Annotated in this window: 22 protein-coding genes; 12 read left to right on the plus strand and 10 right to left on the minus strand. The window is 61.4% G+C overall.

Going from position 1 to position 21,728, the window contains the following annotated elements:
* Window positions 1–172 precede the first annotated feature (172 nt).
* Both VNV36_RS24865 and VNV36_RS24870 read right to left on the minus strand, forming a co-directional pair.
* Entirely contained in the window at window positions 173–1,597 is a 1,425-nt protein-coding gene (locus tag VNV36_RS24865; RefSeq protein ID WP_325721561.1) for a sensor histidine kinase, read from the minus strand.
* Window positions 1,584–2,306, minus strand: a complete 723-nt coding sequence (locus tag VNV36_RS24870) for a response regulator transcription factor (protein WP_325721563.1) — start codon at window positions 2,304–2,306, stop codon at window positions 1,584–1,586. The genes VNV36_RS24865 and VNV36_RS24870 overlap by 14 nt, the downstream gene beginning before the upstream one ends.
* Window positions 2,307–2,511: 205 nt before the next feature.
* Here VNV36_RS24870 and VNV36_RS24875 point away from each other — a divergent pair, with 205 nt between their 5' ends.
* The 4 genes from VNV36_RS24875 to VNV36_RS24890 all read left to right on the plus strand — a co-directional run bounded on the left by VNV36_RS24875 (window position 2,512) and on the right by VNV36_RS24890 (window position 7,298).
* The gene (locus VNV36_RS24875; protein ID WP_325721565.1) at window positions 2,512–5,265 is read left to right on the plus strand and encodes a response regulator; all 2,754 of its coding nucleotides are present in this window, start codon (window positions 2,512–2,514) and stop codon (window positions 5,263–5,265) included.
* Window positions 5,266–5,345: 80 nt separating this feature from the next.
* Window positions 5,346–6,335 carry a 2-hydroxyacid dehydrogenase gene (locus tag VNV36_RS24880; protein ID WP_325721567.1) on the plus strand — a complete coding sequence of 330 codons (990 nt, stop codon included), beginning with the start codon at window positions 5,346–5,348 and terminating at the stop codon, window positions 6,333–6,335.
* 124 nt (window positions 6,336–6,459) lie between these two features.
* On the plus strand, window positions 6,460–6,894 hold the full coding sequence (locus tag VNV36_RS24885; RefSeq protein WP_325721569.1) for a hypothetical protein: 435 nt from the start codon (window positions 6,460–6,462) through the stop codon (window positions 6,892–6,894).
* Window positions 6,894–7,298 (plus strand): META domain-containing protein, encoded by a 405-nt coding sequence (locus VNV36_RS24890; RefSeq protein WP_325721571.1) that lies wholly within the window; start codon window positions 6,894–6,896, stop codon window positions 7,296–7,298. Before VNV36_RS24885 ends, VNV36_RS24890 begins: the two co-directional genes overlap by 1 nt.
* 105 nt (window positions 7,299–7,403) lie before the next feature.
* Here the strand turns inward: VNV36_RS24890 and VNV36_RS24895 are convergent, their stop codons facing one another.
* Window positions 7,404–7,871, minus strand: a complete 468-nt coding sequence (locus tag VNV36_RS24895; protein WP_325721573.1) for a TlpA disulfide reductase family protein — start codon at window positions 7,869–7,871, stop codon at window positions 7,404–7,406.
* A gap of 113 nt (window positions 7,872–7,984) precedes the next feature.
* Here VNV36_RS24895 and arsC point away from each other — a divergent pair, with 113 nt between their 5' ends.
* Genes arsC through VNV36_RS24910 form a run of 3 tightly spaced genes read left to right on the plus strand, consistent with a single transcriptional unit; the run spans window position 7,985 to window position 9,357 of the window.
* Window positions 7,985–8,338 carry an arsenate reductase (glutaredoxin) gene (gene arsC, locus VNV36_RS24900; protein ID WP_325721575.1) on the plus strand — a complete coding sequence of 118 codons (354 nt, stop codon included), beginning with the start codon at window positions 7,985–7,987 and terminating at the stop codon, window positions 8,336–8,338.
* Window positions 8,335–8,931, plus strand: coding sequence for an NAD(P)H:quinone oxidoreductase (gene wrbA / locus VNV36_RS24905; RefSeq protein ID WP_325721577.1), 597 nt, complete (start codon window positions 8,335–8,337; stop codon window positions 8,929–8,931). Before arsC ends, wrbA begins: the two co-directional genes overlap by 4 nt.
* Window positions 8,932–9,357 carry a DUF2069 domain-containing protein gene (locus VNV36_RS24910; protein ID WP_325721579.1) on the plus strand — a complete coding sequence of 142 codons (426 nt, stop codon included), beginning with the start codon at window positions 8,932–8,934 and terminating at the stop codon, window positions 9,355–9,357. It begins immediately after the preceding gene.
* A gap of 90 nt (window positions 9,358–9,447) precedes the next feature.
* Here the strand turns inward: VNV36_RS24910 and VNV36_RS24915 are convergent, their stop codons facing one another.
* Together VNV36_RS24915 and ttcA are read right to left on the minus strand one after the other, a co-directional pair.
* Window positions 9,448–10,122: a DNA-3-methyladenine glycosylase I gene (locus tag VNV36_RS24915; protein WP_325721581.1), complete on the minus strand. Its 675-nt coding sequence runs from the start codon at window positions 10,120–10,122 to the stop codon at window positions 9,448–9,450.
* 136 nt (window positions 10,123–10,258) lie between these two features.
* Window positions 10,259–11,083 carry a tRNA 2-thiocytidine(32) synthetase TtcA gene (gene ttcA / locus VNV36_RS24920; protein WP_325721583.1) on the minus strand — a complete coding sequence of 275 codons (825 nt, stop codon included), beginning with the start codon at window positions 11,081–11,083 and terminating at the stop codon, window positions 10,259–10,261.
* Between the two features lie 434 nt (window positions 11,084–11,517).
* Between ttcA and VNV36_RS24925 the strand changes: the two genes are divergently transcribed.
* Both VNV36_RS24925 and VNV36_RS24930 read left to right on the plus strand, forming a co-directional pair.
* Window positions 11,518–12,120 carry a Yip1 family protein gene (locus tag VNV36_RS24925; protein ID WP_325721585.1) on the plus strand — a complete coding sequence of 201 codons (603 nt, stop codon included), beginning with the start codon at window positions 11,518–11,520 and terminating at the stop codon, window positions 12,118–12,120.
* Window positions 12,121–12,267: 147 nt separating this feature from the next.
* Window positions 12,268–12,762: a SprT family zinc-dependent metalloprotease gene (locus VNV36_RS24930; RefSeq protein WP_325721587.1), complete on the plus strand. Its 495-nt coding sequence runs from the start codon at window positions 12,268–12,270 to the stop codon at window positions 12,760–12,762.
* Between the two features lie 108 nt (window positions 12,763–12,870).
* On the opposite strand, the gene VNV36_RS24935 is transcribed toward VNV36_RS24930, so the two are convergent.
* Entirely contained in the window at window positions 12,871–14,052 is a 1,182-nt protein-coding gene (locus VNV36_RS24935; protein WP_325721589.1) for a CaiB/BaiF CoA transferase family protein, read from the minus strand.
* A gap of 145 nt (window positions 14,053–14,197) precedes the next feature.
* Window positions 14,198–15,532, minus strand: a complete 1,335-nt coding sequence (locus VNV36_RS24940) for a dicarboxylate/amino acid:cation symporter (RefSeq protein WP_325721591.1) — start codon at window positions 15,530–15,532, stop codon at window positions 14,198–14,200.
* A 347-nt stretch (window positions 15,533–15,879) separates the two neighbouring features.
* Between VNV36_RS24940 and VNV36_RS24945 the strand changes: the two genes are divergently transcribed.
* Window positions 15,880–16,878, plus strand: a complete 999-nt coding sequence (locus VNV36_RS24945) for an AraC family transcriptional regulator (protein ID WP_325721593.1) — start codon at window positions 15,880–15,882, stop codon at window positions 16,876–16,878.
* A gap of 97 nt (window positions 16,879–16,975) precedes the next feature.
* Here VNV36_RS24945 and VNV36_RS24950 read toward each other — a convergent pair whose 3' ends face one another.
* From VNV36_RS24950 to VNV36_RS24960, 3 genes are all read right to left on the minus strand, one after another.
* Window positions 16,976–18,322 (minus strand): ATP-binding protein, encoded by a 1,347-nt coding sequence (locus VNV36_RS24950; protein WP_325721595.1) that lies wholly within the window; start codon window positions 18,320–18,322, stop codon window positions 16,976–16,978.
* Entirely contained in the window at window positions 18,319–18,996 is a 678-nt protein-coding gene (locus tag VNV36_RS24955; protein WP_064364845.1) for a response regulator transcription factor, read from the minus strand. Before VNV36_RS24955 ends, VNV36_RS24950 begins: the two co-directional genes overlap by 4 nt.
* Before the next feature lie 147 nt (window positions 18,997–19,143).
* The gene (locus VNV36_RS24960; protein ID WP_325721598.1) at window positions 19,144–19,749 is read right to left on the minus strand and encodes a hypothetical protein; all 606 of its coding nucleotides are present in this window, start codon (window positions 19,747–19,749) and stop codon (window positions 19,144–19,146) included.
* A 143-nt stretch (window positions 19,750–19,892) separates the two neighbouring features.
* Here VNV36_RS24960 and VNV36_RS24965 point away from each other — a divergent pair, with 143 nt between their 5' ends.
* Both VNV36_RS24965 and VNV36_RS24970 read left to right on the plus strand, forming a co-directional pair.
* Window positions 19,893–20,684 (plus strand): dienelactone hydrolase family protein, encoded by a 792-nt coding sequence (locus VNV36_RS24965; protein WP_325721600.1) that lies wholly within the window; start codon window positions 19,893–19,895, stop codon window positions 20,682–20,684.
* A 152-nt stretch (window positions 20,685–20,836) separates the two neighbouring features.
* Window positions 20,837–21,562: a 4'-phosphopantetheinyl transferase family protein gene (locus tag VNV36_RS24970; RefSeq protein WP_325721602.1), complete on the plus strand. Its 726-nt coding sequence runs from the start codon at window positions 20,837–20,839 to the stop codon at window positions 21,560–21,562.
* The last annotated feature ends 166 nt before the right edge of the window (window positions 21,563–21,728 follow it).

Below are 21,728 nucleotides of genomic sequence, written 5' to 3' on the forward strand. Positions count from 1 at the left end.
GAAGGTTTGGTGAAGCACGAGCCTAAACCGTTCAGGAAGCTTGAAATGACCGCTGGTGCAGCTTGGGAAATGTCATACAGAAAAAGACGAGCACTCCGGCAAGTCAGTTGGATTGGGGGCGCGAACGGACTACATCGCGAGCAGGCTCCCTCCTACAGGAGATCTACGGTGTTCAAATAATCTGCGGCGTACGCAATTCCAATGTGGGAGCTAGCCTGCTCGCGAAGGCGGCCGCCTGGACGACACCATCATCCGCCAACAAACGCAGATTCAAGCGCAACCCCGCCCCTGCATTTTCCGCCCAGAGCACCCCGCCCTGGCGCTGCACCGCGTTGCGCGCAATGCTCAACCCCAGCCCAAACCCACCATCCCCGGGCCTCGATCCGTCCAGTCGAATGAACGGCGAAAAGATCCGCTCCAGATCCCCTTCAGCCACGCCGCCGCCTTGGTCTTCCAGCCACAAATGCCAATAATCGCCATCGCGCCGGCCTTCGAGCCGCACGATGCCGCCCTCGGGGGAGTGACGAATGGCGTTGCGCAGGATGTTTTCCAGCGCCTGCGCCAGGGTATTGAGATTGCCGCGCACCCAGCACGACGCCTCGACCGTGCATTGCAACTGCAAACTCGGCCAGCCGCTTTCATAGCAGGCGTTGTCGGTGAGCATTTCCCACAGGGCCTGAATCTGGATCGCTTCATCCGGCAACGGCGAGCGATCGGTGTCGAGCCAGGCCAATTGCAAGGTGTCTTCGACCAGCCGTTGCATGCCGTCGACTTCGCGGCCGATGCGTTCACGCAATTGCAGCAAGCCCTGTTCGCTCTCGCTGGCCACGCGCAGGCGGCTCAGCGGCGTGCGCAGTTCGTGGGACAGATCACGCAATAATTGCTGCTGCACAGCCACGGTGGTTTGCAGGCGTTCGGACATGGAGTCGAACGCCCGCGCCAGCTCCCCGAGCTCATCCGGGCGCTGGGTGATACCGCTCGACAGCCGCACGTTCAACTGATCTGCGCGCCAGGCGTTGGCCTGTTCGCGCAGGTTGTTCAACGGCACCACCAGCAGGCGATACAGGCCGACGCACAGCAACAAGGTGAACAGCCCGGGAATCACGCCGTTGGTGATAACGCGCCAGAACACCCGGTACTTGCCCGGCACGAAACGTTCGGGCAACTCGATGACGAGGATGCCAGCCGCCGGATCCTGGGGAAACGGCACGCGCAGCCACGGCCGACCTTTCTTGTGAACGGGCCAGTCGAGACCGCGCAGAAAGGTCAGGTGCTGCACCTCTGCCGCGTCCAGCGGCTGGCTGCTCAGCGACTGCAAATCAGCGCCGATCACGCCGACCCAACTGGCCTCGCGCAATTGCATGCTCTGCAACCAGTCATCGACGCCGTCGCGCCCGCCGCGCTGCCACGCCTGTTCGGCTTGTGCGGCATAACGGCTGAGGGTGTTGCGCGCTTCGCTGGAGAGGAACTGATTGCGCTCCTCCATGTAACGACCCCACGACCAGCTCAGCCAGATCATCAGCAGGCAGAACGCCACCAGCAGGCACGCCAGTTTCCAGAACAGTGAATGCCGACCGGGCAGCTCAGACAGTTTCATCGGCGGTGCTCAAGACATAGCCCTTGCCCCACACCGTGCGCACTTCGCGTTCGGTGTAACCGATGGCTTTGAGTTTGCGGCGGATCTGGCTGATGTGCATGTCGAGGCTGCGGTCGTGGGCCGCATAGCCGCGCTGCAGGACGTGCTGATAAAGGAAGGCTTTGCTCAGCACTTCCTCATTGTTGCGGTGCAGGGTCTCCAGCAGACGGAATTCGCTGCGGGTCAGTCCGGCCGCTTGTTCGCGGAAGAACACCTCGCACTGTTCGTCGTCGAAACGCAGCGTGCCGCTGGCCACCACAGCGGCCACCGCAGGCGGACGCCGATCCAGTGCCACCCGCCGCAGGATCGCTTCGATGCGCACGTGCAACTCGGCCATGCTGAATGGCTTGGGCAGGTAGTCATCAGCGCCCAAGCGGAAACCGCTGATGCGATCGGCCTCGGCCCCCAGCGCCGACATCAGCAAAACCGGGGTCGAGTGGCTCTGACGCAGTTGCGTCAACAGTTTCAGGCCATCAAGCCCCGGCAGCAGGATATCCATCAGCACCACGTCGAACGGCTGGCGTTGCGCGATGCGCAGACCTTCCTGACCGTTCTGGCACCAGGTCACCTGGAAACCGCTGCGACCCAGATGCTCGTGCACATAAGCGCCGAGAACCGGATCGTCTTCAATGGAAAGGATGCGTGGCTGGCCAACGGAAACAGGAGTCATGAGTATCTGCAAGTAATTCTCAGTTGGCGGATTATTCAAGATTGTCCGACAGCGGGCAACACAAGGATCGCCCGTCGGACGAACGAGCGCGTGCCAGGCGCTGTAATTTGCGCGAGATTGCCCGCCTGCAAATCGCTACACTGCGCCCATGTCGCGTGCCGGATGCACGCATGTGAACAGATCAGCTGGATGCGGGAGATTAGGCGTGCTCAAGAAACTGGGAATCAAGGGTCGCGTGCTGTTGCTGACCTTGTTGCCGACCAGCCTGATGGCGCTGGTGCTGGGCGGCTATTTCACCTGGACGCAGCAGACCGACCTGCAGAGCCAACTGATGCAGCGCGGCGAAATGATCGCCGAGCAACTGGCGCCGCTGGTGGCACCGGCGATGGGTCATGGCGATGCCGACCTGCTCGAACGCATCGCCACCCAGTCCCTGGAACAACCCGACGTGCGCGCGGTGACGTTTCTCGCCCCGGATCGCTCGCCGCTGGCCCACGCCGGCCCGACCATGCTCAATCAGGCCCCCAGCGGCGACAGCGCGTTATTGCAACGGCGCAGCGGCAACGATGCCACGCGCTACCTGATGCCGGTGTTCGGCAAGCACCGCAACCTTGCCGGTGAGGTCATTCCCGAGGAATCCGAACGGCTGCTCGGCTGGGTCGAACTGGAGCTGTCGCACAACGGCATGCTGCTGCGCGGCTATCGCAGCCTGTTCGCCAGCCTGCTGCTGATCGCCGCCGGACTGGCTGGCGCTGCCCTCCTCGCGTTGCGCATGGGCCGCACCATCAACCGTCCGCTGAGCCAGATCAAACAGGCCGTCGCCCAACTCAAGGACGGTCATCTGGAAACCCGTTTACCGCCCCTCGGCAGTCAGGAACTGGATGAATTGGCCTCGGGCATCAATCGCATGGCCGGCACCTTGCAGAACGCCCGCGAGGAATTGCAGCACAGCGTCGATCAGGCCACCGAAGACGTGCGCCAGAACCTGGAAACCATCGAGATCCAGAACATCGAACTGGACCTGGCGCGCAAAGAGGCGCTGGAAGCCAGCCGGATCAAATCCGAATTCCTCGCCAACATGAGCCACGAGATCCGCACGCCGCTCAACGGCATTCTCGGTTTCACCCACCTGTTGCAGAAAAGCGAACTGACCCCGCGCCAGCTCGATTATCTGGGCACCATCGAAAAGTCCGCTGACAGTCTGTTGGGGATCATCAACGAGATCCTCGACTTCTCGAAGATCGAGGCCGGCAAACTGGTCCTCGATCACATCCCGTTCAACCTGCGCGATCTGTTGCAGGACACCCTGACGATTCTGGCCCCGGCGGCACACGCCAAGCAGCTGGAACTGGTCAGTCTGGTCTATCGCGACACGCCGCTGTCGCTGGTAGGTGATCCCTTGCGCCTCAAACAGATCCTGACCAATCTGGTAAGCAACGCGATCAAGTTCACCCGCGAAGGCACCATCGTCGCCCGCGCCATGCTCGAAGAAGAACACGAAGACAGTGTGCAGTTGCGCATCAGCATTCAGGACACCGGCATCGGCCTGTCGAATCAGGATGTCCGCGCGTTGTTCCAGGCCTTTAGCCAGGCCGACAATTCGCTGTCGCGCCAACCCGGCGGCACCGGCCTGGGGCTGGTGATTTCCAAACGTCTGATCGAACAGATGGGCGGCGAGATCGGCGTCGACAGCACGCCGGGCGAAGGCTCGGAATTCTGGATCAGCCTGAGCCTGCCCAAGACGCGTGACGATGCCGAAGACCTGCCCGCCGCGCCGCTGCTCGGGCGTCGTGTTGCCGTACTGGAAAATCACGAACTGGCGCGCCAGGCCTTGCAGCATCAACTCGAAGACTGCGGGCTCGACGTCACGCCGTTCAACACCCTGGAGAGTCTGAGCAATGGCGTCACTGGCGCCCATCAGACCGATCAGGCGATCGATCTGGCGGTCATCGGCATCACCAGCAACGACATGCTGCCGGAGCGTTTGAACCAGCACATCTGGGATCTGGAACATCTGGGCTGCAAAGTGCTGGTGCTGTGCCCGACCACCGAACAGACACTGTTCCACCTGTCGGTACCCAACCCGCACAGCCAGCTGCAAGCCAAACCGGCGTGCACGCGCAAGTTGCGTCGGGCCTTGTCGGATCTGGTCAACCCGCGCCAGCCGCGCAGCGAACCGGGCGAGCCGCTGTCGAGCCGGGCGCCGCGCGTGCTGTGTGTCGACGACAACCCGGCCAATCTGTTGCTGGTACAAACCCTGCTCGAAGACATGGGCGCTCGGGTGCTCGCGGTGGAAAGCGGTTACGCGGCGGTGAAAGCGGTGCAGACCGAGTCGTTCGATCTGGTGCTGATGGACGTGCAGATGCCCGGCATGGACGGTCGCCAGAGCACCGAAACCATCCGCCAGTGGGAAAGCGAACGGCATAGCACGCCGCTGCCGATCGTCGCCCTCACCGCCCACGCCATGGCCAATGAAAAACGTGCATTGCTGCAAAGCGGCATGGACGACTATCTGACCAAACCGATCAGCGAGCGGCAACTGGCGCAGGTGGTGCTGAAGTGGACCGGACTGGCCCTGCGCAATCAGGCGCCGGAGCGCAGCGGCGACAACGCGGCGGGCCAACAGGAACTGCCGGTGCTCGACCATGAAGAAGGCTTGCGTCTGGCGGCGGGCAAGGCGGATCTGGCGGCGGACATGCTCGCCATGCTGCTGGCCTCGCTGGAAGCCGACCGTGAAGCGATCCGCGTCGCCCGTGACAGCAACGACCAGACTGCGCTGCTCGAACGCGTACACCGGCTGCACGGCGCCACCCGATATTGCGGAGTGCCGCAACTGCGCGCCGCCTGCCAGCGCAGCGAAACCCTGCTCAAGCAGGACGATCCGAAATCCGCCGCTGCGCTGGATGAACTGGAACGCTCGATCAACCGCCTCGCGGCGCAAGCCCGCATCAGCGCCTGATCCACGGCAAGGCGCGGCGCGCGCAAAGCGCTACAGTTGTCGCGGGCCATTGGGCCCGCGTCGATGCTCCAGGAGGACTCATGCGCACGATCATTTTCAGCAGCCAGACCTACGACCGCGACAGCTTTCTCGCCGCCGCCTGCCCTGCCGGGCTCGAACTGCACTTTCAGGCTGCCCGGCTCAGCCTCGATACGGCGGCACTGGCCGAGCAGCACGAAGTGGTCTGCGCGTTTATCAATGATGACCTCAGCGCGCCAGTGCTCGAACGTCTGGCGGCTGGCGGCACGCGGCTGATCGCCCTGCGCTCGGCGGGTTACAACCATGTCGACCTGCCAGCGGCGAAACGTCTGGGCCTGGCCGTCGTGCGCGTGCCGGCGTACTCGCCCCACGCGGTCGCCGAACATGCCGTGGCGCTGATCCTCGCCCTCAACCGCCGTTTGCACCGCGCCTACAACCGTACCCGCGAAGGCGATTTCAGCCTGCATGGCCTGACCGGTTTCGACCTGGTCGGCAAGACTGTCGGCATCGTCGGCACCGGGCAGATTGGCGCAACGTTCGCGAAAATCATGCACGGTTTCGGTTGTGAGCTGCTGGCTTACGACCCGTATCCCAATCCCGACGTGCTGGCCTTGGGTGCGCGTTATCTGAGCCTGCCGCAACTGCTCGCGCAATCGCGGATCATCAGCCTGCATTGCCCGCTCAATGAGCAGAGCCAACACCTGATCAACCGTGAATCCCTGGCGCACATGCAACCGGGCGCGATGCTGATCAACACCGGGCGTGGCGCACTGGTGGACACGCCAGCGCTGATCGACGCGTTGAAGGACGGTCAACTCGGCTATCTGGGGCTGGATGTCTATGAAGAAGAGGCGCAGCTGTTTTTCGAGGATCGCTCCGACCTGCCGTTGCAGGACGATGTGCTCGCGCGCTTGCTGACCTTTCCAAACGTGATCATTACTGCGCACCAGGCGTTTCTGACCCGCGAGGCGCTGGGCGCGATTGCCGCAACCACGCTGCACAACATCGCGACCTGGGCGGCGGGCGCGGCGCAGAACCAGGTCGAGGGTTGAACCGCCCTCCCTGGACAGTGGAGACGCCAGAATCAGCGATCCTTCGAACCGGATCGAAGGTCGCACGCGCGCATCATTCTGCAATCGGGCCCGTGCTAGCATGTCGCGCATATTTGGAGGACCCATGGTCGAACACGATTTCCGCTACACCCTGATGAACCCGCAACACACCCTCACCGAATGCCGCGCCCTCGTCCCGGGCCGTTATCAGGTGACCGGCAACGGTGGCTCGATCCGCATCGGCGATGCCCTGTTGGTCACGCTCAAAGGCAGCAAGGATTTGTCCATGCGCCTGACCGTCGACACGGTCCGCCACCTGATCAATCCGCCGGGCCAATGGACCGCGATGACCACCGGCCCGGTGTTCGGCGAGCTGGCCATTCACACCTGGCAAGTCAATTGCGACAACTGCGCCAAAGAGCTGAGCTTTGAATTTGCCGTGGATGCCAAACTCGGCAAAGCTGCGGAAAAACCAGCTGCCACCGCACGTATCGCCGAGCTGGGCTGGAAAGCCGTTGGCGACAAGCACCTGTGCCCGAAATGCCAGGAGCCCGCGTGATGAAACGCCTTGCCCTGACCGCGCTGATCGGTGTCGGCCTGGCCGGTTGCGCCGCAGAGCCGGTGCAACTGCAGCACAACCGCAGCTACATTCTGGAATGGATCGGCGAGCGGCCGCTGATGGACTACAGCCATCTGACCGTGACCCTCGGCGATGACGGTCGCGCCTACGGCAACGGCGGCTGCAACCATTGGTTCGCGCCCTATACGCAGGACGGCGACAAGCTGACCTTCGGCAAGATCGGCAAAACCCGCAAGCTTTGCGCACCGGCGTTGATGGAACAGGAACAACGGTTCCTGCAGGCGCTGGAAAAAGTCGAGCGCTGGGACATTTCGCCGATCGAGCAGATGCGCTTCTGGCCTGCGCAAGGCAAGCCGTTGCGCTGGTGGCTGGAAGAGGGTTGATCATTCAACCACAAAAAAGATCGCAGCCTTCGGCAGCTCCTACAAGGACCGGTTACACCCTGTAGGAGCTGCCGAAGGCTGCGATCTTTTCTTTGGATTGACGGCTTATTTGCTGGACTGTAAAGCCTCCAGCTTCGCCATCACCCCCGCCGCCGTCTGCTCACCCAGCAACTGCTCACGCATCTTGCCCTTGTCATCGATGATGAAAGTCACCGGCAGCGCTTCACTGCGCGGCAGGTCGAACAGCTCCGCCGGATCCTGCGCCAGCACGGTGAACCTGATGCCGAGTTTTTCGCTCGCCTCTTTCAGCTCCGCGCCCTGCACATTGTCGAAGTTGACTCCGAACACCCCGACATTCTTGCTTTTGAGCTGTTCAGCCAAATGATTCAGTTCGGGAATTTCAGTACGGCACGGGCCACACCACTCGGCCCAGTAATTGAGCACCAGCCATTGTTTGTCCAGACGTTCGGACGCAACCTTCTGGCCGTTCTGGTCGATCCCGTAATCATTGCCGCAGCCCCCCAGCATCAACGCCCCGAGAATCGCCAATGCCGCTGCCAATCGCCGTGTCATGTCGTGTTCCTTGTGAAAAGTCGAAAGCGCCTGCGACCCATCGCCTCTGACGGTTCTGGATTGCGCGCTGCACAGTTAGAATAGCCGCCACTTTACGCCAGAAGCGACCCGCCATGACCGATCTGACGCTTTATCACAATCCGCGCTGCTCGAAATCCCGCGGCGCGCTGGAACTGCTTGAAGCCCGCGGCTTGAGTCCAACTATCGTGCGCTACCTCGAAACACCACTGAACGCGACGCAGATCAACGCCCTGCTCGGCAAGCTCGGGATCAGCGCACGGCAACTGCTGCGCACCGGCGAAGAGGAATACAAAAGCCTGAACCTGGCCGACGCCGGTCTGAGCGAACAGCAACTGATCGCCGCTATCGCCGCGCACCCGAAACTGCTGGAGCGGCCGATTCTCGAAGTCGGCGACAAAGCCGTCATCGGTCGCCCACCGGAAAAGGTACTGGAGTTGTTGCCATGAGCGCGCCGTACATTCTGGTTCTGTATTACAGCCGCAGCGGTTCGACCAACGAGATGGCCCGGCAGATCGCCCGTGGCGTCGAGCAGGCGGGAATGGAAGCGCGTCTGCGCACGGTGCCGGCGATCTCCACCGAGTGCGAAGCGGTGGCGGCAGACATTCCCGATGAAGGCGCGCTCTACGCGACCCTCGATGACCTGAAGAACTGCGCCGGTCTGGCGCTGGGCAGTCCGACGCGTTTCGGCAACATGGCCGCGCCGCTCAAGTATTTCCTCGATGGCACCAGCAACCTGTGGCTGACCGGTGCGCTGGTCGGCAAACCGGCCGGCGTGTTCACCTCCACCGCCAGCCTGCACGGCGGCCAGGAAACCACCCTGCTGTCGATGATGTTGCCATTGCTGCACCACGGCATGCTCATCACCGGCCTGCCCTACAGCGAGTCGGCGCTGCTGGAAACCGAAGGTGGCGGCACGCCGTACGGCGCCAGCCATCACGCTGGCTCCGACGGCAAAAACGGCCTCGATCAGCACGAAGTGGCGCTGTGTCGGGCACTGGGTCTGCGCCTGGCGAAAACCGCGCAGAAACTGGTGGGCTGAATGGCGAAAAAGCCGAAAGTCCTGCCCTCGGTGGCGTGGCTCGAGCCACGGGTGAAGGCGATGCGCGTGCTCAGTCTGCTGAGCTTCTTCGCCCTCGCCGGGTTGCTGGCTGCTTATTACCTGCTGTTTGCCGACCTGCATGGCGCGCGTCCGTGGGTGATTCTGCTGGTCGAACTGATCCCGTGGCTGGTGCTCGCCCCGGCGATGATCATGGGCAGCGCCCGTGGGCACTCGTGGATGTGTTTTGTGGTGAACCTGTATTTCATCAAGGGTGCACTGGCGGCGTACGACCCCCACCGACAACTGTTTGGCCTGCTGGAAATGGCCGCAAGCCTGGCGCTGTTCTGCTCGGCGCTGTTGTATGTGCGCTGGCGCTATCAGCTCAATCGCAAGTTGGCGGGCGAAGGCCAGGTCAGCGTCGTCTGACCCAACGCCTTCGCGAGCAGGCTCGCTCCCACACTTGGAATGCATTCCCCTGTGGGAGCCAGCCTGCTCGCGAATGGAGCGACTGGGGGCTCAATGATTGACGGTGTAAGCCAGCATCATCGAAATCTGGCTCATCGGCCGTCCGCCGCTCTGTTCGTGCCACTGGTTAAAGGCACTCTGCACCGTCGCCAGATCACGCTGACTGGTCGGCACCCTGTCGACTATCTTCTGCGCATTCAGCGCTGCGACCACGTCGTAGCTCGGCACAAAAGTATCCTTGCCGACCATGCGCAAGAACCGTGGCACCGAAAGCCCGCCAAGTTGATGGCCGTGCTTTTTCAGGTACGTCCACAGGCCAACGATATCGGTCACCGGCCATTCGGCAATCAACGCGCCGAAACTGCCCTTGTCCTTTTCCACATCGAGAATGAACTGCGCATTGCGCGGCACACTTTTCAGTTTGCCGAGGTGGCGAATGATCCGCGCGTCCTGCATCAGGCGCTCCAGGTGCTCGGCGCTCATCAGCACGACTTTTTCCGGGTCGAACCTGAAGAACACTTCTTCGAACGCCGGCCACTTGGCGTCGACCAGGCTGTGCTTGAGCCCGGCGCGAAACACCCGCAGGGCCATGGTCGAGAGGTAGCGGTCATCGCTGATTTTGCGCAGTTGTGCGGGCGTCTTGGGAACGGGCAGATGGGCTTCGAGTTCAGCCGCCGAACCGAAGCGGTTCAGACAGTATTCGTGCAGCCACTTGTAATCGCGCATGCCCTCTCCTATTGAATGAAACAAACAGATCCCTGTGGGAGCGAGCCTGCTCGCGAAGGGGTTGGACCAGTCAACTGATGCGTTGAATGACACACCGCTTTCGCGAGCAGGCTCGCTCCCACATTTGGATCGGGGGTTAGAGGTTTACGACATTGACGAAACGCGAAGCCGCGGTTTCGTCGATCTTCAGGCTGGTGAAGTCGAACAGGTTGCGGTCAGCCAGTTGCGACGGCACCACGTTCTGCAGGCTGCGGAAAATCGATTCGGTGCGGCCCGGAGTCTTGCGGTCCCAGTCCTGAAGCATTTCCTTGACCACTTGGCGCTGCAGGTTTTCCTGCGAGCCGCACAGGTTGCACGGAATGATCGGGAATTGCTTGAAGTCCGAGTAGGCCTGAATGTCCTTCTCGTTGCAGTAGGCCAGCGGACGGATCACCACGTTGCGGCCGTCGTCGGCACGCAGTTTCGGCGGCATCGCCTTGAGCGTGCCGTTGAAGAACATGTTGAGGAAGAACGTCTCGACGATGTCGTCACGGTGGTGACCAAGGGCCATTTTCGTCGCGCCGATTTCGTCAGCAAAGGTGTACAGCGTGCCGCGACGCAAACGCGAGCACAGCGAGCAGGTGGTCTTGCCTTCCGGCACCAGTTCCTTGACCACCGAGTAGGTGTCCTTTTCGACGATGTGATACTCGATGCCCAGTTCTTTCAAGTACGCCGGCAGCACATGCTCGGGGAAACCCGGCTGTTTCTGGTCCATGTTCACCGCGACGATCTCGAACTTGATCGGTGCAACCTTCTGCAGGTGCATCAGCACGTCGAGCATGGTGTAGCTGTCCTTGCCCCCGGACAGGCAGACCATGACCTTGTCGCCGTCTTCGATCATGTTGAAATCGGCGACCGCTTCGCCGGCCAGGCGGCGCAGGCGCTTTTGCAGTTTGTTCTGGTTGACCGTAAGAGTGCCCATGACGCGGAATCCGTGAGGTGTGACGAAGGGCCGGCATTTTACGCAAAAACCAGGACGGGGCGAAGGGCCGTGGTCGCATTGGCTCACCTGCCTTGTGGCGAGGGAGCTTGCTCCCGCTGGGGTGCGAAGCGCCCCCAAACCTGAAGCCGCAATTTTTCGTGATGCACCGAGCCGCAAGGATTTGCGACTGCTGCGCAGCCGAGCGGGAGCAAGCTCCCTCGCCAGGTAAACCGCTGAAACGCCCAAGACCCCAAGGCGATTAAGCCCTTTGTTTACAGCGCGATTTGCTCTAAGCCCCCCATACCTGTGCGCTGGAGTCCTTTCTATACTGCGACATAAGGTCGCACACATCTGAAGACCTGAATTTGCTCGGCCACCTTGGCCCGCAGGCGCTCCGTTGGGGGGCGATGGCAATAACAAGAGGAGTGAATGGCATGATCCATCACGTAGTGGGACTGTTTACCCACCCCGATCAGGAATGGAAGGAAATCCGTGGCGACCAAGAGGAAAGCATCAGCCACATGTACCTGACCCACACGCTGATCCTGGCGGCGATCCCTGCTGTCTCGGCGTTTATCGGCACCACCCAGGTCGGCTGGGTGATCGGCAACCGCGCGCCGGTAATGCTGACTCTGGAAAGTGCGTTGTGGATGACCATCATGTCGTACCTGGCGATGCTCGGCGGGGTCGCGGTCATGGGCGCCTTCGTGCACTGGATGGCGCGCACCTATGACGCCAATCCGAGCCTGGCCCGGTGCGTGGCGTTCGCCACTTACACGGCGACGCCGTTGTTCGTCGGCGGGCTGGCGGCGCTGTATCCGCATATGTGGCTGGGAATGATCGTCGGCACGGCGGCCATCTGCTACACGGTGTATCTGTTGTATGTCGGCCTGCCAACATTCATGAACATCCCGTCGGATGAAGGTTTTCTGTTTTCCAGTTCGGTACTCGCGGTAGGCCTGGTGGTGCTGGTGGCGATCATGGCGTTCACCGTGATTGTCTGGGGCCTGGGCGTTGGCCCGGTGTATACCAACTAGATTGTTTCCCGCCTGAGAAAAACCAGATCTGCCAATACAGGCCGCCGCAAGGCGGCCTTCTCATCAGGCGATGACCATTCGGCAGGTCGGCGATTCGCAAGTCGCCGGGGTTGCGGCATACTCGGCGTCTCTGGAGATCCATCAAGCATGCCCGAGCAACTCAACACCCGCGTCGAAGATTGTTACCAACTCGCTGAAGCCTTTTTCAAACGTTCCTTCAAACGCCCCGTGGTCAGCCTCAAGCTACGCGGGCAGAAAGCCGGTGTCGCGCATCTGCACGAGAACCTGCTGCGCTTCAACCCGCAGCTTTACCGGGAGAACACCGAACACTTCCTCAAGCAGACCGTGGCCCACGAAGTCGCTCACCTGATCGCTCATCAACTGTTCGGCGACCGCATCCAGCCCCATGGCGAGGAGTGGCAATTGATCATGCGCGGCGTTTACGAACTGCCGCCCGACCGCTGCCACACCTATGAGATCAAGCGGCGCAGCGTGACCCGCTATATCTACAAATGCCCGTGTCCGGACAGCGACTTCCCGTTTACCGCACAGCGCCATGGACTGGTGCGACAAGGGCGGCGGTATTTGTGCCGGCGATGCCGCAGCACCTTGGTGTTCAGTGGTGAGATGCGGATGGAATGACAGTTTTGTAGTGCATCGACTGACCCCTTCGCGAGCAGGCTCGCTCCCACAGGGAAATGCATTTCGAACGTGGGAGCGAGCCTGCTCGCGAAGGGGCCGGCATGGGCACTACAGAATCACCTTGGCGGATCGCAGTTCTGCAATCCGTTCAGCGCTCAAGCCCAATTCCGCCAACACCTGATCGGTATGCTGCCCCAACCCCGCCCCGACATGCCGGGGCGGGGGCAGCGCTTCGGAGAATTTCAACGGACAAGCCATCTGCGCCTGCGTCGTGCCATCCCCGCGCGGCACTTGTGTCACCAGCTCCCGAGCCTGCAACTGCGGATGGCGCACCGCTTCCCCCAGATTCAATACCGGCTCGACACACGCATCGACCCCGGCGAACAACTCACACAGTTCAGCGAAGTCATGGCGCTCGAATTCGATCCTCAACGCCTCTTTCAACGCCTGTCGCTGATCAGCCCTGGGCGACAACCCTTGTGCCGCGAGCTCCGGCCGGCCCAGCACCGTGCACAGTTGCTGCATGAAGGCCGGTTCGAGACTGCCCACCGACATCCAGCGCCCATCCCGCGTGCGGTAATAATCGTAGAAGCTGCCGCCATTGAGCATCTGATCTTCCCACCCCGGCGCCTCGCCGCAGGCCAGATATCCCGCGCCGGCCATGGCGTTAAGGCTGAACGCGCAGTCGGTCATGCTCACATCCAGATGGGTGCCTTGCCCGCTCTGCTGGCGGGCAATCACCGCTGCCAGCAAGCCGATCACCCCGTGCAAAGACCCGCCGGCCACGTCTGCCACCTGCATGCCCAGCGGCAACGGCCCGCTGTCGGCGCGACCGGTGTAACTGGCCAGCCCGGCCAAAGCCAGATAGTTGATGTCGTGCCCGGCGCGCTCTGTGTACGGCCCGGTCTGACCGTAACCGCTGATCGACACGTAAATCAGCCGCGGGTTGATCGCCTTCAATGCCTCGTAACCCAAGCCCAGACGCTCCATCACACCGGGGCGGAATTGCTCGAGGACAATGTCGTAATCGCTCAACAGCTGTTTGATGATTTCCAGCGCTTCAGGCTGCTTCAGGTCCAGCGCCAGACTGCGCTTGTTGCGGTTCAGGTAGGCGTGGCTGGCCGATACCCCGCCATCGTGAGGCGGCAGCACCCGCAGAAGATCCATGCGGGTCGGCGATTCGATACGCAGCACCTCGGCGCCCATGTCCGCCAGCAGCAACGAGGCGAACGGCCCGGGCAGCAGGGTCGAGAAATCGAGAATCTTCAGTGAGGCCAACGGTGCAGACATGAGCGAACTCCTTGGGCGATGCATTCAGCCTAGGCAGGCATCGTCGATGCGGCAATCACCGCAAATGTCAGCGGGTGTGACCGTTGCGCTCAAATCCCGGGCAAGAAAAAACCCGCCGAAGCGGGTTTTTCTGTTCAAGCAATGCTTACTTCACATTGCTCGGGGTCGGGCCTTCAGCCACACCCAGGTCGTCTTCTTCACGCTCGTCGGAGATCCCGCGACCGCCGGAAGCCAGCTCGGTTTGCAGTTGATCGGTGTCCAGTTCCTTGACCCACTTGGCCACGACGATGGTCGCTACGGCGTTACCGACCAGGTTGGTCAACGCGCGGGCTTCGGACATGAAGCGGTCAATACCGAGGATCAGCGCCAGACCGGCAACCGGCAGGTGACCCACCGCCGACAGGGTAGCCGCCAGCACGATGAAGCCCGAACCGGTCACACCCGCTGCGCCTTTGGAGGACAGCAGCAGCACCAGCAACAGGGTGATCTGGTGGGTGATGTCCATGTGCGTGTCAGTCGCCTGGGCGATGAACACGGCGGCCATGGTCAGGTAGATCGAAGTACCGTCGAGGTTGAACGAGTAACCGGTCGGGATCACCAGACCCACCACCGATTTCTTCGCGCCCAGACGCTCCATCTTGATCAGCATGCGTGGCAGTGCCGATTCCGACGAGGACGTACCCAGCACGATCAACAGCTCTTCACGGATGTAACGCACCAGTTTGAACACGCTGAAACCGTGAGCACGGCAGATCGCACCCAGCACCAGCACAACGAACAGTACGCAGGTGATGTAGAAGCAGATCATCAGTTGACCCAGCTGCACCAGCGAACCGACACCGTAGGCACCGATGGTGAACGCCATGGCGCCCAGCGCACCGATTGGCGCCAGTTTCATGATCATGTTGATGATGTTGAACATCACGTGGGCGAAGCGATCGATCATGTCCAGCAGCGGACGACCGTACGCACCCAGGCGATGCAGGGCGTAGCCGAAGATCACCGAGAACATCAGCACTTGCAGGATGTCACCGGTGGCGAAGGCGCCGACGATGGTGTTCGGGATCACATTGAGGAGGAAACCGACAATGCTCTGGTCTTTACTGGCCGTCACGTAGGTGGCGATTTTCGAGGCGTCGAGGGTGGTGACGTCGATGTGCATGCCGGCGCCCGGTTGCACAACGTTGACCACGACCAGACCGATCAGCAGGGCAATGGTGGAAACGATTTCGAAGTACAGCAGCGCATAACCGCCGGTCTTGCCTACCGACTTCATGTTCTGCATGCCAGCGATGCCGCTGACAACGGTACAGAAGATGATCGGGGCGATGACCATTTTGATCAGCTTGATGAACCCGTCACCCAGTGGCTTGAGGGCCACACCGGTCTGCGGGTAGAAGTGACCGAGCAGGATGCCGATGGCGATGGCAACGATCACCTGGAAATACAGGGATTTGTACAGTGGCTGACGAGTCGTCATTGCAGGTTTCCTCAAGCGTTCAGCGGGCAACATCCATCTGTCGAGCGCCGAACCTTAATTGCGAACCCTCCTGCACTGGAGGGATTTGTTGTTGGAGCGGCACCTTCCCGGGCGGGTTTAATGCACGCTTCTGTCGCTTGTATCGCAAACGTCGTGCCAGATTGGTGCGATGGGCAGCAAGCCTTTTGATATCAGGGTCCAGGGGAATTTCCGTTTACCAAATAGTGACCTGACTGTGGCGGATTTCCGCCAACAGGGCGTTCGGTGTCCTGCAATTTGGCGGAAATCCGCCTTGTTGCGCACCAGCCCCGTCGTTACGATCGTCGCTTGAACAAGGATTGCCGTTTATGCGCGAACGCACCATCGCCAGCCATTTCGCCCGTGCCGCCCTCGGCGGTGCCCGCCGCCGCGGTTTCGATTATTCGGGCCTGTTGCAACAACTGGGCATCAGTGCGGAACTGCTCGACGAACCCCGCGCGCGAATCGCCCCGGAGCAATTCACCCGGCTGATTCAACAATTGTGGCTGGCGCTGGACGACGAATACCTTGGCTTGGGCAGTGCGCCGAGCAAACCCGGCAGTTTTGCCATGATGTGCCACGCCTCGATTCACTGCCGCAACCTGGAGAAGGCTCTGCAACGCGGGTTATTGTTTTATAGCTTATTCCCGGACGCCCCGCGCCTGACCCTGAGCCGCGAAGACGAATGGGTGCGTTTGAGCCTCGACGACGCGCGGTTGTGGGATCCGGATCACTTCCTGACCGAGAGCCTGCTGGTGATCTGGCACCGCCTCGGCAGTTGGCTGATCGGCCAGCGGATTCGCCTCGAACAGGCGACCTTCAGCTATTCGCGCCCGGAACACGGCAGCGAATACGACCTGCTGTTCCCCTGCCCGCTGAGCTTCGACCGCGAACACAGCAGCCTGCTGTTTCACAGTCGCTACCTGGCCATGCCGCTGTTGCAGGACGAGCGCACGCTGAAACATTTCCTCGAACGCTCCCCCGCCGACCTGCTGTCACGCCCGGACGACGGCCACAGCCTGACCAGCCGCTTGCGCCGTCTGCTCAGCCGCGACCCTGCACACTGGCCGGATCTGGAGGCCGTCGCAGCGCATCTGCACCTCAGCCCGCAAACCCTGCGCCGGCACTTGCGCGAGGAGGACACGAGTTTTCAGGAGCTCAAGGATCAGCTACGGCGGGATATCGCCATCTATCATCTGGGGCGGGCGGAGCTGTCGTTGCAACAAATTGCCGAGCAGCTCGGATTTTCCGAGCCGTCGGCGTTTCACCGGGCGTTCAAGAAATGGACCGGGCTGACACCGGGGGCTTATCGGGCGCAGGAGTTGTGAAGTCAGACGCCTTCGCGAGCAGGCTCGCTCCCACAGGAGGATTGCATTGCAAATGTGGGAGCGAGCCTGCTCGCGAAGAGGCCTGTGCTGACAACGTTCAAACCACAGGAAAATGAATCCTGAACGCCGCCCCGCCCATCGGCGAGTCGCCCAATGCCAACCGGGCGTTGTAGCTTTCGATGATGTCCTTGACCACCGCCAGTCCAATCCCCTGCCCCGGATGCTGGGCATCCAGGCGTTCGCCGCGTTCGAGAATCCGCGCACGCTGGTCAAGTGGCACGCCCGGCCCATCGTCCTCGACACACAACTCGATCCCGGCGAGCGATTCGCGCACGCTGACGCGCACTTCGCCCAGGCACAGGCGGTAGGCGTTTTCCAGCAGGTTGCCAAGCATTTCCAGCAAAGCGCCCTGCTCGATCGGCACGTAGCAATGTTCGGGCAGATCAAACGTTACCTGCACGTGTTTGTCGCGGTAGACCTTGTCCAACGTGTCGCACAGGCTTTTGAGCACCGGTTGCAGGCGTACCTGATGGCGCACCAGGCCGCTCTTGCGCAGGCTGGCCCGTTGCAGTTGGTAGCTGATCTGCTGACTCATACGTTCGATCTGGCTTTGCAGCACCCAGGCCTGATCGCGATCTTCCGGACGCTGAGCCATGTCCTCGCTGACCCCCTGCAGCACCGCCAGCGGGGTTTTCAGGCTATGGGCGAGGTCGTCGAGAGAATCGCGGTAGCGGCTGCGTTGCTGGCGTTCGCTGAGCAACAAACGGTTGAGCGAGCCGGTCAAGCGCAGTAATTCGCGCGGGTGTTTCTCCGTGAGGCTTTCGCGAGTGCCAGCTTCGATTTCGTCGAGTTCCTGGCTCAGGCGCCGCAAGGCTTTCAGGCCCCAGGTCAGGCCGATCCATAACAACGCCAGCAACACCAGCAACGCCGCGCCGAAGCCCAGATAGAGATTTTCCCGCAGACCAGCGAGAGTGGTTTCGTATTCACGTACCGGTTGCAGGGCGACGATGCTGAACGCTGCGCTTTTGCCGCCGAGCAGTTTGACTTCGACGTCGTAGACGAAGAACTCCTGCCCGCTGGCTTCACGAATCCGCGCGAACTCGTTGCCGAGACCGTCGTAGCGCGGTTTGTAGTTGATCTGCTCTTCCTGAGTGGCTTTCGACCGCCAGACCAGATGTCCGTCGCGGTCATAGATGTAGCCGAGCAAACGGAAGTCGGTGAGGTTGAAGCGCTCGTCGGGCAGTTGCGATGGCATCACCAGCCGACCGTTTTCCACGCGTGCGGCGGAGATCAGCGTGGTGACGTCCGAGGCCAGGCGTTGCTCGATCGAATCCTGCAAGGCGAGGCTGAACGCGCCTTGCATCGCCGGCAGCAAGGCGAGCATGAACAACACCGCCAACGTGGTGGCGGCGAGCATCAGACGAACGCGAAGGGAACGGATCAAGTGCAGCGCTCATTGAACAGGTAACCGAGGCCACGCACGGTGTCGATCGGCTTGAACCCGGCCGGGCCCTCGAGCTTGCGCCGCAGACGCCCGACCAGCACTTCGATCACATTCGGATCGCGCTCGTCGTCGTCCGGGTAAAGCTGTTCCATCAGGCGATCCTTGGGCACCACTTGCTGATGGTGACGCATCAGGTATTCGAGGATGCGGTATTCATAGGCGGTCAGTGCCAGCGGTTGTTCATCGAGGCTGGCCTGTTTGCGATTGAGGTCGAGCAGCAACGGCCCGGCGACGATGGTCGACTGGGTGAAACCGCTGGAGCGGCGCAGCAGCGCGTTCAGGCGTGCCTCAAGCTCTTCGAACTGGAATGGCTTGACCACGTAATCGTCGGCACCGGCGGCAAGACCTTCGACCTTGTCCTGCCAGTTGCCGCGCGCGGTGAGGATCAGGATCGGGAAGGTCTTGCCGCCCGAGCGCAACTGGCGAATCAGGTCGAGGCCGCCCATGCCCGGCAGGCCGAGGTCGATCACCGCCAGATCGAAGTTGTACTGTCCGGTCTGATACAGCGCCTCCTCGGCATTGGCCACGGATTCGACCACGTGGCCGCTCTCCGTCAGGCGGGTTTGCAGGTGATGACGCAACAGCGCCTCATCTTCGACGACCAACAGTTTCATGCCTTTCTCCCCATCACTTGAACACTCCAGACGCAACCTGTGGGAGCGAGCCTGCTCGCGAATACGGTGGACCAGCCAAGCAAGTGTCGGCTGACAAACCCCTTTCGCGAGCAGGCTCGCTCCCACATTTCAATCGGCGGCCATCGCTCAGAAATAGTAGTTGGCCGACAGGTAGGTCTGCGCACTGCTGGTCAAGTCCAGCGAGCCCTGCTTGCTGCCGCCGCTCTCTTTCATTTCGGTGCTGGCGTTGCTGCGCAGGTAACGGTAACCGAGTTCCACCGAGGTGTTCTGCGAAACTTGCTGCAATACACCGAACTGGCCACCGACGGCGTAACCGATGTCGCTGTCACGGCTGAAGCCTGGCGAGTCCTGAGTCAGCTTGGTCAGACCGGCCGTGGCGCCGCCGAACAATTTGGTGCTGCCGCCCACCGGGTAGAACAGGTCGTAGCTGCCCAGCAGATTTTCCTGGCGCAGTTTAACGCCATTGTGCGAGCCGGAAACGTTGTCGTAAGTGGCGTAGTAGCGACCCTGGCTGTTCTGCTGACCGAGGCGTACGCCGTAGGTGTTATTGCCGTCGATGGCCCCCGTGGCGTTGGGGTGGCCGAGGTTATTGTTCAGTGCGTGGGACTTGTTGATCTTGTCGCTGGTCTGGCCGAACGTCAGGCCGGCGAAGTTGCTGGTGTCATCGGCGTTGGCCGCGATGCTGGAGCCTAACAAGGTAAAAGCCAGCAGCAGTTTGTTTAAACGAGTCATGGGTATTTCCTCTTTCACAGTGCTGTTTGGGTATGGCGCAAGGTTACTGAGCCCCCCCTGTACCGCCCCTGAACCGTCTCTGAACCTGACCTGAACCAGATCGACTAGGCTGTTCTGACCACTTTCGATAAGGAGACCCGATCATGCGCCTGTTCCTCGCTCTCACTTTGCTGGCGGTCACCAGCTTCACCCAGGCTGCGATCAAAACCGCAGAAATCCCCTATCAAAGCGCCGATGGCACGAAGTTGATTGGCTATTACGCTTATGACGACGCCATAAAAGGCCCACGCCCAGGCGTTGTCGTGGTGCACGAATGGTGGGGACTCAACGATTACGCCAAGCGTCGCGCGCGCGATCTCGCCGAACTCGGATACAGCGCCCTGGCCATCGACATGTACGGCGAAGGCAAAAACACCGAGCATCCAAAAGACGCCATGGCCTTCATGCAGGCCGCGACCAAAGATGCCGATGCGGCGAGCAAGCGTTTCGCCGCCGGACTCGATCTGTTGAAGAAGCAAGCGCAGACCGACCCGAACAGAATCGCCGCCATCGGCTATTGCTTCGGTGGCGGCGTAGTGCTGAACGCGGCGCGTCAGGGCGTGCCGCTGGCCGGCGTGGTGAGTTTCCATGGCGCATTGGCCACCAGGACTCCGGCGACCCCGGGCAGCGTCAAGGCGAAGATTCTGGTTGAGCACGGCGCGCTGGACAGCATGGTCACTCAGGACAATGTCACCGCGTTCAAGGCGGAAATGGACAAGGCTGGTGCGGATTACAGGTTTGTCAGCCTTGACGGCGCCAAGCATGGCTTCAGCAACCCGGATGCCGATCGCCTGAGCCATGGCGAGCATGGTGGGCCGGATATTGGCTATAACAAGGCGGCGGATGAAAAGTCGTGGGCGGACATGCAGGCGTTCTTCAAGAAGATTTTCAGTTGAGTCAGTAACGACCGAGGCGCGGCCTTCGCGAGCAGGCTCGCTCCCACACTGGATCTGCTTCGCACAGAAAATCCCTTGTGGGAGCGAGCCTGCTCGCGATAGCTTCACCACCGATCTCGACCTTGCCCCGACTAACCGGCAAAATGCCCGCCATGAATGCCACCCCCGCCCTGCCCGCCTGCTGCACCGCGCTCGACAGCCACTGGCCGTTGCCGATGCGGTTGCCCGACACCGTGCTGTTCAGCACCCAATTCAATCCGGCGCAACTGCTCGGTGATGACTTTCAGCGCAGTGCTGTGCTGGCGCCACCGAGCATTCAGCGCTCGGTGGCCAAGCGTCAGGCCGAGTTTCTCGCCGGCCGCATTTGTGCCCGCGCTGCGCTGCAACAACTGGAAGGCCTGAACATCGTGCCGCCGATCGGCGAAGACCGCGCACCGGTCTGGCCGGCGCATATCTGCGGTTCGATCACTCACAGCACCGGGCGCGCGGCGGCGATTGTCGCCAACAAACAGCACTGGCGGGGCTTGGGCATGGATCTGGAAAACCTGCTGAGCCACGAGCGTGCCGAACGCCTGGCCGGGGAAATCCTCACGCCGGCGGAACTGCAGCGCATGACGGCTGGGTCGCAGGATCAGCTGGCGTTGCTGGTGACCCTGACCTTCTCGGTCAAGGAGAGTTTGTTCAAGGCGCTGTATCCGATCGTGCAGCAGCGCTTTTATTTCGAGCATGCCGAAGTGCTCGAATGGACTGAGGCGGGTCAGGTCAGGCTGCGGTTGTTGACTGATTTATCCAGCGAATGGCGTAAGGGTTCGGAGCTGGAGGCGCAGTTCGGGGTGCAGGATGGGCACTTGTTGAGTCTGGTCAGCATTTCTGCCTGAAGTTTTCGCATGGCCTGGCATGGCCCCTTCGCGAGCAGGCTCGCTTGTATGTTTAGACTTGAAGGGGTGGGCGGGACTACAGACTCGATTCTGACTCTGACCAGTACAGACCGTGGGAGACTTCTCCTCCCGCCCCTTCTACCCAAAGCGCCGATAAGGAATTCAT

Origin of the sequence: Pseudomonas sp. (genome assembly GCF_035554175.1) — a bacterium.
Taxonomy (GTDB): Bacteria; Pseudomonadota; Gammaproteobacteria; order Pseudomonadales; family Pseudomonadaceae; genus Aquipseudomonas.

What these genes read in the sequence shown, in the direction of transcription:
- VNV36_RS24865 (WP_325721561.1), bottom strand. Translation starts at nt 1,597, where the DNA reads ATGAAACTGTCTGAGCTGCCCGGTCGGCATTCACTGTTCTGGAAACTG.
- VNV36_RS24870 (WP_325721563.1), bottom strand. Translation starts at nt 2,306, where the DNA reads ATGACTCCTGTTTCCGTTGGCCAGCCACGCATCCTTTCCATTGAAGAC.
- VNV36_RS24880 (WP_325721567.1), top strand. Translation starts at nt 5,346, where the DNA reads ATGCGCACGATCATTTTCAGCAGCCAGACCTACGACCGCGACAGCTTT.
- VNV36_RS24885 (WP_325721569.1), top strand. Translation starts at nt 6,460, where the DNA reads ATGGTCGAACACGATTTCCGCTACACCCTGATGAACCCGCAACACACC.
- VNV36_RS24890 (WP_325721571.1), top strand. Translation starts at nt 6,894, where the DNA reads ATGAAACGCCTTGCCCTGACCGCGCTGATCGGTGTCGGCCTGGCCGGT.
- VNV36_RS24895 (WP_325721573.1), bottom strand. Translation starts at nt 7,871, where the DNA reads ATGACACGGCGATTGGCAGCGGCATTGGCGATTCTCGGGGCGTTGATG.
- arsC (WP_325721575.1), top strand. Translation starts at nt 7,985, where the DNA reads ATGACCGATCTGACGCTTTATCACAATCCGCGCTGCTCGAAATCCCGC.
- wrbA (WP_325721577.1), top strand. Translation starts at nt 8,335, where the DNA reads ATGAGCGCGCCGTACATTCTGGTTCTGTATTACAGCCGCAGCGGTTCG.
- VNV36_RS24910 (WP_325721579.1), top strand. Translation starts at nt 8,932, where the DNA reads ATGGCGAAAAAGCCGAAAGTCCTGCCCTCGGTGGCGTGGCTCGAGCCA.
- VNV36_RS24915 (WP_325721581.1), bottom strand. Translation starts at nt 10,122, where the DNA reads ATGCGCGATTACAAGTGGCTGCACGAATACTGTCTGAACCGCTTCGGT.
- ttcA (WP_325721583.1), bottom strand. Translation starts at nt 11,083, where the DNA reads ATGGGCACTCTTACGGTCAACCAGAACAAACTGCAAAAGCGCCTGCGC.
- VNV36_RS24925 (WP_325721585.1), top strand. Translation starts at nt 11,518, where the DNA reads ATGATCCATCACGTAGTGGGACTGTTTACCCACCCCGATCAGGAATGG.
- VNV36_RS24930 (WP_325721587.1), top strand. Translation starts at nt 12,268, where the DNA reads ATGCCCGAGCAACTCAACACCCGCGTCGAAGATTGTTACCAACTCGCT.
- VNV36_RS24935 (WP_325721589.1), bottom strand. Translation starts at nt 14,052, where the DNA reads ATGTCTGCACCGTTGGCCTCACTGAAGATTCTCGATTTCTCGACCCTG.
- VNV36_RS24940 (WP_325721591.1), bottom strand. Translation starts at nt 15,532, where the DNA reads ATGACGACTCGTCAGCCACTGTACAAATCCCTGTATTTCCAGGTGATC.
- VNV36_RS24945 (WP_325721593.1), top strand. Translation starts at nt 15,880, where the DNA reads ATGCGCGAACGCACCATCGCCAGCCATTTCGCCCGTGCCGCCCTCGGC.
- VNV36_RS24955 (WP_064364845.1), bottom strand. Translation starts at nt 18,996, where the DNA reads ATGAAACTGTTGGTCGTCGAAGATGAGGCGCTGTTGCGTCATCACCTG.
- VNV36_RS24960 (WP_325721598.1), bottom strand. Translation starts at nt 19,749, where the DNA reads ATGACTCGTTTAAACAAACTGCTGCTGGCTTTTACCTTGTTAGGCTCC.
- VNV36_RS24965 (WP_325721600.1), top strand. Translation starts at nt 19,893, where the DNA reads ATGCGCCTGTTCCTCGCTCTCACTTTGCTGGCGGTCACCAGCTTCACC.
- VNV36_RS24970 (WP_325721602.1), top strand. Translation starts at nt 20,837, where the DNA reads ATGAATGCCACCCCCGCCCTGCCCGCCTGCTGCACCGCGCTCGACAGC.